A 12,555-nucleotide genomic window follows, 5' to 3' on the forward strand; every position below is an offset into this window, starting at 1 on the left:
GCTGCCGCTGGAGGGTGATGCAGTGGCGATGCTTGGCGCTTCCAACATCTTGTGACCGCCCCTGTACGCGCTCTGGCGTGTGTCGTGGTGGGACGGCACGGCCCTGAGCGCGCAGGAGCCCTCGTGTCACCGAAGCACAGCACGCACCCCACCAACCGCCAGCAGATCGCCAAGGCCCTCAACGCGCAGACGCGGATGGGCTATCAGCACGCTCTACAGCGCGTCGTCGACGCCGCCGAGAAGGGACTGCTGCCCGCAGTTCTGGACGAGGCCGGCCGTGCCGAGGCGGTACGCCTCCTCGCCGAGCAGGGCACCGTTGAGCCGGATCCGGGCCTGTTGCTCGCGAAGGACTACTTGAATGCCTTGGTCGAGGAGTTCCGCCGCCTGGGCTGGGGTGCGGACGATGAGACCGACCTGGAGTGCTTCGGGCTTACCGCGCACGCCGGGCCCGTGGCCGGGCTGAGCCTGTCGGTGGGACGCGCCGATGACGAGGACGACGGCGCCGATGAGCGTGACCCGGACGACCCCGAGCAGAGCGATCTGGCCAAGCCGCTCTATCTGATGGCGATGTGCCCGGCCGGGAACGCCACCGTGGATGACTTCGAGGACGGCCTCGCCGACTGCTCCACCGAGCCGGTCCGCGTCACCGCGCGGCGCCTGGACTCCGGACTGGGCCGGACCCGGCTGGCCAGGGTGCGGGGCATGGAGGAGCTCTCCACCACTTCGTGCCCGATCTGCGGCGACCGCTACCCCGAGCACCACCTCCTCAAGAACTCGCCCGGCGCCGCGCCGGTTTGCCCCGCGTGCGTCTTCGACGGCGACCAGCCCTACCGCACCGACCTTCCGTACCTCGCCGTCCAACTCGACCGTCTCCTGCACGAGGACCTGTCCGCCCCGGCGGGCTGGGACGCGGTCGCGGCCGTCCTCGCACTGACGTGCGGAGCGAACCTGCGCGCCCGCCTCGACCGCGCGCTGCGCGAGCGCGGCGGGTGGCCGTTCGTGATGGAACGCTGGGGTGAGCCGCTGACCCGCTCCTGGATCTGGCTGCCGCCGCCCGCCGACCGCCACCCGATGTTCCGGCGCCTGGGCGCCGGCGCGAACCTGGCCGCGCTCGTCGACGCCGTCAACCGCCACGACCCCACCGCCAGCACCGAGGCGAAGGCCCTGTGCCGCGAGGTGGGCGTGCGCTGGAGGGACGCGCTCTGGCCGGCCTCGATCGCCTTCGCGGTGGCCCTGACCACGCAGGCCTTCGAACGGGACCGCCACCGCACCCCCTACCACCTCGTCCACTCCCTCAGCGACGGCCTCGGACAGACGATGAAGCCGTTCACGGTCACCGGGGACGCCTCGAACATCGAGAGCGGCCTCGAAGCCCTCCTCAAGTACCAGCTGCTGCCGATGCTGCTCGGGCACAGCCTGGACGAGGAACCCGACGACCCGCAGCGCCGCTACGGAGCGCAGGACGACGACGAGCGCCCGGCCGCCACCGGCACGGATACGCGGATCAGCCACGGCATCGACCGGGCGAACCAGGTCGCCGTCATCCTGGGCACGCTCCCCTTCACCCCGCCGGGCGTCCCGGCCTGGGACGGCCCACCGGTCACCGGGCCGGACGCCGAGGGCCTGGGCAGCACCGCCCCAGCCGGCGAGCCGTGCACGGCGCTGCGGGCCGAGGCACGCCGACAGGCCGCCGAAACGCTCTACGACACGGGCGGCCCCCTGATGGTCGACGCCGACCACGCCTGGACGCGAGACGGCTGGTGGATCCCCTCGGACCACAGTCGGCACGCGGTGCGCCAGGCCCGGCAGTACCTGGGCTCCCGGCCCCGGGTGCTGGCTCTGTGGTACGGGCCCGGCGCCCAGTTCCCCGAGCCAGTGCAGGTCTGCGTCGAGGTCACGGACGTTCACCCGCGCAGCACCGGGCCGGTGGACGTGCCCTGGCTGAGCGTGTGGGACGGCCACTCCTTCTTCGGGATGATGCTGTCCGACCTCGCGCTCGTCCGCCGCGCCGAACCACGTGAGGAACTCACCCAGGTCTGGCCGACCCACCACGACGACGCCGCTGCCGGCCACCAGGACGCCGCCGCCGCGCCTGCTGACACGTCCGGTACGGCGGACGGGACGCTGCCGACGGCCGAGGAGCTGTCCCTGCTGACCGACCGGTTCCTGCACCTGGCCGGGCACCGGCTCGGCGAGGGCTGGAAGAGTGTGGACGAGAAGGCGTACGCGGCCCACCAGCGCCTGGAGAAGGCCCTGGAAGCGGAGTACACCGGCTTTGCGGCCACGTCCGTCAAGGTCTGGATCAACCTGTTCGACACCACCCACCCGTGCCCCAGCGGCCCGGGCCAACGCCTCCCCGCCTACGCGCTGACCGGCAAGCCCTATGAGGTGGAGTTCGACGTCCACGCCCACGACCCGTCATGCGGCTGCGGGCAGGAGTACGGCTTCGGCGAGTTCTCCGACCGCCTCTGCCAGCTCCTGATCGTCCTGTGCCTGTACGGGGGGCTGATCGAGGCCCACCCGATGGTCGAGATCGCCGACAGGCCCGAGGACGGCCGGGCCGCGCTGCGGGACATCACCTGGGAGGTCGAGGGACCCGACGGCTACGACTTCCGGGAGGTCCAGCGCCGGGTGATCCGCGATGTCACCGACGCCGACTCGCCCCTGAACACCGACACCAACCCGGCCTACATCCCGCCGTACATGGCCGCGGACGGCTGGTACCTGCCCGAAGGCGGTACCTCGATGATGTTCCACGGCCGCCGGCACGGCGACGAGAACAAGGACGAGCTGAAGGAGCTGGGAGCCGATGGCCCGGCATGACCTTGATGTGCTGGCGCGCGCCGACCTGGACCGGCTGGGGATGGCTCTCCCTGCGGTGATCGAGGCCACCGTCGGCCTGGTGCGCTCGGGCGGGGGCGGGAAGTGGCACGTCCCCACCGAGAAGAAGCAGTGGTCGGAGCACTGCCAGCATGCCGCGCGGGCGGCGGGCGAACCGACGGACCTGGTGTTGCTGGACGTGCTGGACCAGGTCTGCGCCCGCTGCGCGGGACGGCTGCCCGCACGCCTGCCGGAGGCGGTGGTCGCCCTGTGGCGGGCGTGCTCGCTCACGGTGGCGGCGGACCGGTTCGTCGGCTCGCTGGGCGAGGACACCCGGGCGCGGACGTGGCTCGGGTACGCGGTCGCTCTGGACCGCTCGCCGCGCAGGGACGACGCCCGGGTGCGGGAGATGCTGCGGCCGGTGCTTTCGGTCGACGAGTTCGGCGCGCAGGCGTGGAAGGCCATGGCCGGCTGGTCTCAGGTGCTGGAGCAGGCCGAGGAGCAGCTGGCCGCGTACCGGGAGGCGGCGCCGCCGGCGGTGGCGAGCGTGACGGTCGGCGCGGCGCTGGACGCGGTCAGCCGCGAGACGGCCGTGCACGAGCAGGCCCGGATGCTTGAGCGTGCCGCCGGCGGGGACCGGCGGTGGACGGAGGTCGGGGTGTGGGACTGCGTCCGCCTGTCGTGGGCACACGCCCGCGAGCAGGGACGATGCGCCGTCCAGGCCCAGGATCTGGCCCGGCGGGCGCTGTTCGAGCGGTGGGGGCGGCAGCAGGTGGTCGACGTGTCCGCGCTGCCCTCCCCCGCGCTCACCCCGGTCGGCTCCTGCTCCAGCCCGGCCGAGTGGGCGCAGCAGGAGTACCGGCAGCTGTGGGCCGCGTTCGTCCAGCGGTGGTGCGGGCGGCTGGAGGAGGAGTTCGCCGCCCAGCGCGCGGTCGGCGAGGACGAGCAGTTGCTGATGGTGGCCGACTGGCCGCTGACCCACCGGGGCGACCTCGCCTATCTGTCGCAGTTCCGGCAGGTCGGGCCGGTGGTGCCTGCCGGGCTCCGCGAGGAGGAGTACGGGCGGAGCCGGAAGCGGCACGCTGTGGTGCTGGCGGTGCCCCGGTACGCGGTCGAGCACGCCGTCGCGCACGAGGACCGGCCGCGCTGGGGCCGGGTCACGGTGCTGACCGCCGGCGACGTCCTCGGCACCGCCGCAGCGGAGACCGAGCAGGAGGCGGAGTCGGCCGCGCGCGTGATGCTGAGGACCGTGTACCCGTACCTGCCCGAGGACGTCGCCGCGGACGGGAAACGGCCGCAGGCCTCGGCGCAGGTCCGTGCGGCGCGCGCCGACCAGCGCGCCGCCCGCCCCGACATCTCCGATACCCACTGGGCGCAGCAGCGCGAACGTGACGCCCGGAGGCAGTGGCGGCACGCGTTCGGCGACGGGGTGTGGGCGTGGGTGCCGGACGACACCGCGACCGGCCCGGCCGCAGCTCAGTTGCAGGACCTGGCCGACCACCACTTCTCCTGGATGGTCGTGCGCCTGGACGTCGAGGCCGGGCCGCGCCCCGACGCGGTGCTGGTGAGCCTGTACGGCCTGCTGACCGGATGGGAGGCGCGCCGACGGATACTCACCTTCACTCCGCAGCACGGCCACCGGCCGATCCAGGTCCCGGTGCACCGAATCGTCGCCGTGACCGGGGACCGTGAGCGGCGCGGCCGGAACGAGGCCCCGATGTGGGAGCCGTACACGCCGCCGCGCCGGTGGTGATCCCGCCAGGCCGTACCAGTTCGGCTCAGGCGTGGTGGAGCCGACCGCGGGCAGCGAACCCGGGTCCGGAGGAAGGGGTGCAACGCGTGGTCGTGCGCCATTCCCGGTAGACGGTTGCCTGGCGTGGGGCGTCCGGCAGCGGCCGGCGCACCGCCCCGGGCGGCCTCGGCCTCGTCTGTCGTCCATTACGTCGTCGGGGCCGATCACTGCTCACACCGCGCGGTCTCCGTGGGCGACCAGCAGACGGTCTCCGGCGGGCGAGGGGCGGGTGAAGTCGCCGCGGGGAAAGCCTTCGATCCAGATGGGCCAATGCTCGTCGACGCTGGCGTAGTAGTGGTTGCGCCAGTGGCCGCGGACCCAGTGGCCGGCCAGCGTGCGGCCTTCGGCAGCGGCGCGTGCGGCGGAGAGTTCGTGAGCGGCGGTCTCGGGGCGGCGGAGGGAGATGCGCCGGAAGCTCTCCTGGCGGATCTTGGCGCTGCGGGCGACGGCGCGTACGGACTGGTGGATCTTCGGGGAGTCCTCGCGGGTCAGGGGCTGCCTGGTGAGCGCGGAGAGGGCTCGCAGCATGGAGACGCCGTGTGTGCCCGCATCTGCGGGGGCGTCCCACGGCACGATGTAGGCGAGGTGGGGGTAGAGCGCGGTGAGTTGCACCGTGACGCCGTTGATCTCGTAGGCGCCGGGCGGCTGCCGGATCCAGGTGAAGGCGTTGATGCCGGTGTCGCAGCTGGCCCAGGTGATGGCACTGACGGGCGGTTGGTCGGGGCGGGACCATTCGAAGGCGGCCGACGGGACGGGCTTGGCGAAGAGGAGGACGCCGATGGGGGCCAGGAACTCGTCGCGCCGGACGTGCTGACGGGGGAAGGTCTGGGCGGCGGCGGTGACCATGTCGCACATGGGTGCGTCCGCGTAGACGGTGTCGGCGTTCTGCCAGACCGTCAGTGGCTCCGGTTCGTCCGCGGCGAGGAGCGCCATCCGTTCCTTGAGCGAGGCGCCCGGCCATTGCTGGGGCCATGCCGCCTCCCCGTAGGCGATCCCGTCCGCGGCCAGGTAGCGGGGCCAGTGATCCGAGCCGAACCACCCCGTCAGGCCAGCTTTGAGCCGGATCGCGTCGGCCGGCGTCAGCGGGCGGGAAGCATGCGCGTGAAGCTGAGAGCGGCGAGCGGGAGCGGTACCGGCTGCGTCGGAACGCGGTGCCCGTGCACTGGCCCTGTGGGTGTTGGAGCGGCGCGCCGTCACGATGCGCTGTCCGTGCCATCCGGGGTGTGCGGTCGGTTCGCGCCCCGCTCGCGGGGCGGGCGGCCCAGGGTCTGTTCCACGTTCGCGACCTCGGTGTGGCCGTAGGCGGTACGAATTCCGGAGATGGACATGCCGGCGGCGGCGGCGAGGTCCGCGAGCACGTAGGGGCGCGGGCGGGTGAACTCCCGCCCGTAGGCGATCAGCCAGCGGATCTCGGCCTCGGCCTGCTCCTTGCGGTAGCGGGCCATGCCGATGGCCGACAACAGTGGTTCGTTCTCCTCACTGTCCGCGTCGGCGGCGGCTTCGAGGTTTTGGATCATCTCCTCCCGCTTGGCGTGGACGGAGTGGCAGATGTCGCTGTGGAGGTCATCGGGCACTTCTCCGGGGCCCGGCATCGGATGGCAGATCGCGGCGATGTCGCTGAATACGTTCACGTCGCACAGCATGCACCATGATTTGCGATGAACGCAATCTATTGCGCTCATCGCAAATCTTTGCCGAAGGGGCCACCATCACCCTCCGGTGTCACCGTTCGCCCAGCGCCGAGCGCCAGCGGCCCGAACACGCTGCGAGCGGTCGTACAGCGGCGCGTCCTCGGGGCCGCGGGTGTAGCCCTTCACCTCGCGGTGCTGGCAACCGGGGCCGTGCTCGGCCCGGTTGGGGCAGCGGGTGTACTTCTGCACCGGGACGCGCACCTCGAGTGGGCCGCGCGGCACCACCTGGCGGTCCGGACGTCGCTGCACCGGGCCGGGCAGCGGGGCGTCCTCGTGGATCACCGACACCCGGCGGGGCCCGGTGATTCCGGCCCGCCGGTCCGCTCGCTGCCGGGCAGCGCTCTCCTCAACGTGCTCGACGCGTTGGGAGAGCTCGCCGACGGTCCGTTCTCGGGGCAGGTCACGTAGCAGGCGCAGGGCGGCCAGCACCGGCCGGGCGTAGTGCCATGGTGTGGCGTCCCCTTCCAGTCGGGCCCTGGCCGGCAACTCCCAGCCGTCCGGGAGGACGAGCTCGGCCAGCGGCAGCAGCGGGCCGATGTTGCCGCGTGGGCGTCCGTCCGGCCGGGCGGACAGCGAGTAGAAGGTGAGCCACCAGCCGCCGTCCCACGTGCCGCCGTCCCGTGCGGCAGCGCGTAGCAGTTCGGTCTGAGCGGTGTCCCGCCCGTACTGGTCCCAGGACAGCCACCTGGATTCCCAGTCCCGGTCGCCGGGGGTCCAGCGCGACCACGAGGCGGCGACCAGCTTGCCGCCGTCGCCGGTCACCGCGTACGCCTCGGCGAACAGCGCGAAGCCGTCTTGGTTCTGCGGGGCGTCCTCCTCGTCGCCGGGCGGGACGGGGAAGCCGTGGTCGATGCAGACGTGGCCGAGGTCGGCCAGCGCGTACTCGCGGGCGGTGGCGGTCAGGTCTGGTCCGATCCAGCGCAGTTCGGCGGCCGACAGCCGGGCGGCCTCCTCGGCGACCATGACCTGGGCGGCCTGCCGACGTTCGGTGAGTGACTCCCAGGACGGCTCAACCCCGACCATGCGCTGCTTCAGCTTGGCCGTCTCGATCAGTGCCCGGGCGGTGTCGGTGCGATAGAAGCGCAGCGTCTTGCGCTGCCAGTCCGGAAGCCGGATCGGGGACGGTGCGGCGTAGGCATACTGGTTCACGCGGTCAGCACTCCCAGCGTCCGGGCGTAACTGCGGCCTCGCGCGGACCAAGCCATGGCGTGCAGCACTCTCCGGGTGTCGTGTTCGTTCAGGCCGGGCAGCTGGTGCGCCAGAACTGCCGGGCAGCCGTTGAAGTCGAGCGCACCGGCGATCCGGAGGACCATCAGCTGCGAGGTGGTGGTGCCCGCGCGCAGCGGGTCCGGGTCGTCGGCGTCCGGCATCTCGTCCAGCACCGCCCAGACCTCCGGCCAGTCCACGTATGCCATGGCGTGGTCGTCCCCGATCCACTTCACGAAGTCGCCGGCTTCCAGGCGCGGCAACCACATCCCGCCGTCGCCGGTCAGCAGCCACACCGCGGCCTCCTGCGACCACGCTCCTCGCGCCCTGGCCGCCAGCGCGGCCCCCAGGTCCACCGGCAGCTGTCCCGGGTCACTCACCTCGATCACCGTCCAGCACTCCTTCCCGGCTTGGTTCGGCCGCCATTGTCCCGGCGTGCACTGACAGTCACAGAGCGTTTCTGCCCGTCTCGTCCCGCGGCACCCGGCAGGACACCGGTCGACTGTCGACGGGGGACAGAACAGGTTCCCGGCGGGGCGACGAGGTCCAAGGAACGTCCTTTCGGTTCGGTTTCAACGCGGCCTGCGCGTCAGCTTGGTGAGGTGGGCGGGCGGTGCGGTCGCCATTCCCACGTAGGGGCTCGCGGCCCGGAGATAATCGGGCGTACCGCGGCCCACCCACCTCGTCCGCCCTCGGCCGAGGGCGGGGGTCTCCACCGTGGTGCGGTGGACACCGCCGTCCTCGGACGGGCGGGTGCCGGTCAGCGGGAGCGTGGCTCGCCCAGTACGTGCCGGCGGATCGTCTGGGCGCTGACCCCGAGCGCCCGGCCGACTTCAGCGATGGTGCTGCCCGGGGCCAGGAGGAGTTCCCGGGCGTGGACGATCTCGGCGTCGCCGAGTGGGGGCTTGCGGCCCAGGGCGGGGGCCTCGCCGGGGGTGTAGCCGAAGGCGGCAGCGTCGTCGTAGGGGGTCTGGGTGGTCATGCAGTGGTAGAGGCACAGGACGAGCCGTCGGCCGAGTTTGCGCAGGGCGGTCGCGTGGGCGTCTCCGGCCTCGCGTCGCTTGCGGTAGTAGGCGGACGCGCCCGGGGAGTGCATGGCCCAGGAGAACGCGGCGAGGTGCAGAGTGCTGCGCAGCAGGGTGGAGGAGGCGCGGCGCAGCGATACCCGGGCGGTGGTTCCGGAGGCCCAGGTGACCGGCGCGACGCCCGCGTAGGCGGCCAGGGCGCGGCCGCTGCCGAAGCGCTCGTGTGGCCGGTCACCGATCTCGGAGATGATCTGCGCGCCGAGGATCGTGCCGATGCCGGGGATGCCGGCGACGATGTGGTGGTGCTGCTGGCGGACGTAGTGGTCGGCGGTCTGCGCTTCGAGGCGGGCCGCCCGGTCGGCCGCGGCGGCCAGGGTGGCGGTCAGGTCCGTGATCCGCACGGCTTCGGCTTCCTCGACCAGGGGGTGGAGCAGCATGGCGGGCCGGCGGAAGTGGAGTTGCAGGCGTTCGGCCTCACGGTCGGTGCCGCGGGTGCGGCCCGCGCCGCGCAGCAGGTCGGCCAGCTGGGCGCGGGTGAGCCGGCTGGCTGCCCGGGGGCCGGGCGCCGCGAGGAGGACGGCGAGGGCCTGCGGGCTGCCCAGGCCGCCACGGGTCATGGGCCAGGCGGTGATCGCGTTCGGCCAGGCCCGGGAGAGGGTGGCGCGCAGTGCGTGAGCGGCCGCCATCCGGTCGCGGACGGCCGCCCGGTAGGCATGGGTCATCACTCGGAGCGCCTGCGACTGCGGAGTGCTGTCGACGACGGGGCGGGCGACGCCTTGGCGGGCCAGGTCGGCGATCATCCGCGCGTCGGCGCGGTCGTTCTTGGGGATGCCCAGGGCGGTGCGGTGCCGGGCCGCCCTGGTCGGGTCGACGTGGACGACCTTCATGTCCGCGGCGGACAGGGCCCGCGCGAAGGGCAGGCCGGTCTCCTCGATCCCGGTGACGGTGGATCTCCAGCGGCGGGCGAGCGGCTGGAGAAGCGCCAGGTAGGTGGCGACAGGATCGGGGGTGGTGGCGTAGACGATGCGCTGCTCGAGTAGCGGCCGGCCGGCCTTGTCGAGTACGGCGATGTCGAGCCAGCGGTCCGCCCAGTCGATGCCCGCGAACAGCACGGTCGAACATTCCTTCCCTTGGTGGTATTAAAAAATACCACCAAGATCGGCACGGTCTGCGCGCCGGAGCACGGGAGAATGGGGCAGGTCAGTTGAGTCCGAAGATCACAGCGGGGTGCGAGTCGATGCCATGGGCAGTGGTCCCCCGGGCGCACCTCGCGCCCGGCGGCGTCTGGCCGGAGGGGCCCCTCGCTCCCGACGCGCCTCCGGGCGCCCGCCTCGGGCAGGCCGTGGCACTGGCTCTCGCAGCGGCCATGGAGCACCGCAAACTGGGCGCCCGCGCACTCGCGCAGCAGGCCGGGCAGGGCATGACGCACCCCACGATCCTGGCCATCCTCGACGGCGACCGCCTGCCGGCCGCCCACACCCTGCTGCTGCTGGAGATGGTGCTGAAGACCTCGCTGTACCCGGCGGACCTGCACTCCGAGCTGGCGAAGGGGCAGCACCCCGCCCCCTGACCGCGCCCGGGGCTGCAGAGAGGGCACCGGTGCCCACAGCTGGCGGACTGGGGGCGCAGCACGGATCGCCACCCCATCGCCCCGCAGTTCGCGGCGCTGCGCCTACACCAGATTGTCCGCCCTGACGGCGTCGCCGCCCATCGTCCACCGGCAGCGCCCGCCCGCTGCTCCGGACCGTGCCCGGTGGCGCGCCGGTCGGGCCGCCGCTCCTCCCGTCGGCGAGCGACGGCTGGGCGGGCGCTCCTCACACAGTGGGCGCGGTGCGCCGTCCGGCGATACCGCCAAGCGCCCGGCCGACCGGGCAGGGCCGTCCGCCGGTGCCGGCGGTTCCTTGGCAGCATGCCCGAGGCGGCACACCGAGCGCCTTCAACAGCGCCGCTGCCGACCGGAAGGTGGACGGCACGGGCCGATGCTCCGCCGCGCCCGGCTCCCCGAGAGCCGGGTCAGCGGCCTGCCAGCCGGTCGCGCAGTGCTCGGGCGGTTGAGTCGGTGCGCTCGCCGAGGTAGGCAATCACCGCGTCGTACTCGCCGCGGGTCAGCGCGGCCGGCGCACCGGGGGTGTCCAGGAGGTCGAGCGCGGCGGACGGCCGGTCGTCGCCGGGGCCGATCCCGCCCGCCTGGATGGTGAGGCCGTGAAGGGTGGCACCGGCGCCGATGACGTTGTGGACATTCATGTCCTGCTCCCTGCGGGTTGACGGGGTGTGTGAGATCGACCGTAGCGGTTCTGGATCTTCGGCAGAACGTGCCGAGTGTCCTTCGACCCCTCCCGCCCGATAAGGGGACAGGCGGATTGGGCACCGCATCCACTCTTGCTTAATTCTATGAATAGGCATAATGTGATGGCAACTCGGCGACCCTCGCCCCCCAGCAGAGGCCCCGAATCCCAACCCACCCCGCCGGCCCAGGGCGCACCCCCGGAGAACCCCCGGCACTCCCGAACGGATGACCAGTGGACCTCCCGACCCCCGCGGACACCCGCACACAGATGATCGTCTACCTCGAGCGACTGCTGACCCGCATCGACGAGGAGGGGTTCGCCATTCCCTTCATCCCGGCCGACCCCCATACCGGCGAGCCCTCTCTCGCGTACACGGTCGGACTGCACCTCCGCCAGGGCTACGAGCTGGCGATCAGCGGGCCCACCTACGAGGCATCCTGCTCCGTACTGAACTCCCTGGCGGCACGCCTCCTTGAGCAGCAGACTCCCCCGACTCAGGCCATGGAGGTCGAGGGCGCGGCCGGAGGCGGCTATTCGCTGCGACTGAGGCAGGCGGAGAGCATGGCGCCGTTCGTCTTGGTCCGCACCGTCTACAGCAGCACCCCGCCCGTCTGGCAGGCGGTGTGGCCGGACCGGGAGGGCCGGTTCCCCGGCGATGCGGCGTGCTCGCTCTCGGACGGGGCGCAGTTCCCCCTCTAGTTGCTTAACTCTACGATTTCACGTATGGTCTAGGCATTGGTCGCGGCGCAGCGCGCCGCTCATCACCACGTCGATCTCCTCGCCATGAAGGGGCACAGCGATGCGAATTTCGGAACTTCTCACCCGGCTTGAGGAGCAGCACCAGCGTGTAGGCGACGTCGCGGTCGACTCGTTCCTGTCCGGCAAGTGGGAGGGTGCCGAAGGGCCTGTTGTCGGCGTGAAGACCGACCAGGGCCACCGCGGAACCGGCCCCATCAGGGTGCTGCTCGAAGGGCGCGACGAGGACCAGGACGCCCCGCAGCCGCCCTCCGAGCCCACGCTGACGGTCCGCGACCTCATCGCCCGGCTCACCGACGCGCGGAAGAGCGCCGGAGATGTCGACGTCAAGCTCCTGATCACCGGGGAAGACCCCGACGGCGGCGAACTCGGTCCGATCACCGAGGTCAGCGCGATGCGTTGGGCCAGCACCACCCTCGACGGAGCCACGACGGCTTCGACCACCATCACCGTCTCGGGGCCGATCGAGCGGTGACCGGCCCGCGACGGACCTCCACCGCCCCGGGCCCGCCCCCGGGTCCCATGTCACCTACGGGAGTAGCCATGTCCTTGCCCCAGCCCAGCGTCGACGGAACGAGGCGTCGACCGTTCCTGCCCCAGGAGCTCGACGAGCCGTGCGAGGGCTGCTTCGCCCCGGCCGGCTCGTACTGCCACCCGGGATGCGACTGCGGCTACACCGCTGAAGACGCCCGGGCCGACGCCGCTCGCGGGTGATCCCCCCGGCCCGGCCATGCACCGGTCCCCGGCGCTCCGCCGCCCGCGCTACCACCACCCCAACCCGCACGGAGGCCCAGTGCGCATGCTGCTCCCCGCCACCCGCCCGGGACACCGGGGCGGGTGTGTCCGGGCCCGCCAAGGATGCACCTGCTTCTACTACACCTTCGCCCGGGGACGGGCGAAGGCCGCAGAGCGACGGATCGCCCGCCGGATCGAATCGCGCCGCTGGCGGCGGGACGAAGCCGCGCCGGACGCCTGAC

The 12,555-nt window shown here is 72.5% G+C and carries 13 protein-coding genes; 7 read left to right on the top strand and 6 right to left on the bottom strand.

The genetic code is table 11. From position 1 onward, the window contains the following. The first annotated feature begins 123 nt into the window (after window positions 1-123). Entirely contained in the window at window positions 124-2,823 is a 2,700-nt protein-coding gene (locus ACZ6K0_RS40325; protein WP_469235308.1) for a hypothetical protein, read from the top strand. Next, the gene (locus tag ACZ6K0_RS40330; RefSeq protein WP_469235306.1) at window positions 2,810-4,573 is read left to right on the top strand and encodes a hypothetical protein; all 1,764 of its coding nucleotides are present in this window, start codon (window positions 2,810-2,812) and stop codon (window positions 4,571-4,573) included. The genes ACZ6K0_RS40325 and ACZ6K0_RS40330 overlap by 14 nt, the downstream gene beginning before the upstream one ends. Before the next feature lie 210 nt (window positions 4,574-4,783). Here ACZ6K0_RS40330 and ACZ6K0_RS40335 read toward each other — a convergent pair whose 3' ends face one another. The 5 genes from ACZ6K0_RS40335 to ACZ6K0_RS40355 form a co-directional block, all read right to left on the bottom strand. Continuing rightward, entirely contained in the window at window positions 4,784-5,545 is a 762-nt protein-coding gene (locus tag ACZ6K0_RS40335; RefSeq protein WP_469235304.1) for a hypothetical protein, read from the bottom strand. A gap of 260 nt (window positions 5,546-5,805) precedes the next feature. Continuing rightward, on the bottom strand, window positions 5,806-6,243 hold the full coding sequence (locus ACZ6K0_RS40340; protein WP_469235302.1) for a hypothetical protein: 438 nt from the start codon (window positions 6,241-6,243) through the stop codon (window positions 5,806-5,808). A gap of 78 nt (window positions 6,244-6,321) precedes the next feature. Continuing rightward, window positions 6,322-7,452 (bottom strand): hypothetical protein, encoded by a 1,131-nt coding sequence (locus ACZ6K0_RS40345; RefSeq protein ID WP_469235300.1) that lies wholly within the window; start codon window positions 7,450-7,452, stop codon window positions 6,322-6,324. Further along, the gene (locus ACZ6K0_RS40350) at window positions 7,449-7,898 is read right to left on the bottom strand and encodes a hypothetical protein (protein ID WP_469235299.1); all 450 of its coding nucleotides are present in this window, start codon (window positions 7,896-7,898) and stop codon (window positions 7,449-7,451) included. The genes ACZ6K0_RS40345 and ACZ6K0_RS40350 overlap by 4 nt, the downstream gene beginning before the upstream one ends. A 371-nt stretch (window positions 7,899-8,269) precedes the next feature. Further along, entirely contained in the window at window positions 8,270-9,646 is a 1,377-nt protein-coding gene (locus ACZ6K0_RS40355; protein ID WP_469235297.1) for an IS110 family RNA-guided transposase, read from the bottom strand. Window positions 9,647-9,771: 125 nt separating this feature from the next. On the opposite strand from ACZ6K0_RS40355, the gene ACZ6K0_RS40360 reads away from it, so the two are divergent. Then, the gene (locus tag ACZ6K0_RS40360; RefSeq protein WP_469235295.1) at window positions 9,772-10,104 is read left to right on the top strand and encodes a hypothetical protein; all 333 of its coding nucleotides are present in this window, start codon (window positions 9,772-9,774) and stop codon (window positions 10,102-10,104) included. Window positions 10,105-10,547: 443 nt separating this feature from the next. On the opposite strand, the gene ACZ6K0_RS40365 is transcribed toward ACZ6K0_RS40360, so the two are convergent. Continuing rightward, a complete protein-coding gene (locus tag ACZ6K0_RS40365; RefSeq protein WP_469235294.1) occupies window positions 10,548-10,778 on the bottom strand; it encodes a hypothetical protein in 231 nt (76 codons plus the stop codon). Window positions 10,779-11,053: 275 nt separating this feature from the next. Between ACZ6K0_RS40365 and ACZ6K0_RS40370 the strand changes: the two genes are divergently transcribed. The 4 genes from ACZ6K0_RS40370 to ACZ6K0_RS40385 all read left to right on the top strand — a co-directional run bounded on the left by ACZ6K0_RS40370 (window position 11,054) and on the right by ACZ6K0_RS40385 (window position 12,554). Continuing rightward, a complete protein-coding gene (locus ACZ6K0_RS40370; RefSeq protein ID WP_469235292.1) occupies window positions 11,054-11,521 on the top strand; it encodes a DUF4262 domain-containing protein in 468 nt (155 codons plus the stop codon). 100 nt (window positions 11,522-11,621) lie between these two features. Next, window positions 11,622-12,053 carry a hypothetical protein gene (locus tag ACZ6K0_RS40375; protein ID WP_469235291.1) on the top strand — a complete coding sequence of 144 codons (432 nt, stop codon included), beginning with the start codon at window positions 11,622-11,624 and terminating at the stop codon, window positions 12,051-12,053. Between the two features lie 68 nt (window positions 12,054-12,121). Continuing rightward, window positions 12,122-12,292: a hypothetical protein gene (locus ACZ6K0_RS40380; RefSeq protein WP_400807055.1), complete on the top strand. Its 171-nt coding sequence runs from the start codon at window positions 12,122-12,124 to the stop codon at window positions 12,290-12,292. A gap of 85 nt (window positions 12,293-12,377) precedes the next feature. Further along, window positions 12,378-12,554, top strand: a complete 177-nt coding sequence (locus ACZ6K0_RS40385) for a hypothetical protein (RefSeq protein WP_469235288.1) — start codon at window positions 12,378-12,380, stop codon at window positions 12,552-12,554. The last annotated feature ends 1 nt before the right edge of the window (window position 12,555 follow it).

Source organism: Streptomyces sp. NPDC042346 (assembly GCF_055581845.1).

Excerpts from the sequence above, each read along its gene's own strand:
- ACZ6K0_RS40360 (WP_469235295.1), top strand. The coding sequence starts at position 9,772 with ATGCCATGGGCAGTGGTCCCCCGGGCGCACCTCGCGCCCGGCGGCGTC.
- ACZ6K0_RS40330 (WP_469235306.1), top strand. The coding sequence starts at position 2,810 with ATGGCCCGGCATGACCTTGATGTGCTGGCGCGCGCCGACCTGGACCGG.
- ACZ6K0_RS40365 (WP_469235294.1), bottom strand. The coding sequence starts at position 10,778 with ATGAATGTCCACAACGTCATCGGCGCCGGTGCCACCCTTCACGGCCTC.
- ACZ6K0_RS40335 (WP_469235304.1), bottom strand. The coding sequence starts at position 5,545 with ATGGCGCTCCTCGCCGCGGACGAACCGGAGCCACTGACGGTCTGGCAG.
- ACZ6K0_RS40380 (WP_400807055.1), top strand. The coding sequence starts at position 12,122 with ATGTCCTTGCCCCAGCCCAGCGTCGACGGAACGAGGCGTCGACCGTTC.
- ACZ6K0_RS40375 (WP_469235291.1), top strand. The coding sequence starts at position 11,622 with ATGCGAATTTCGGAACTTCTCACCCGGCTTGAGGAGCAGCACCAGCGT.
- ACZ6K0_RS40385 (WP_469235288.1), top strand. The coding sequence starts at position 12,378 with ATGCTGCTCCCCGCCACCCGCCCGGGACACCGGGGCGGGTGTGTCCGG.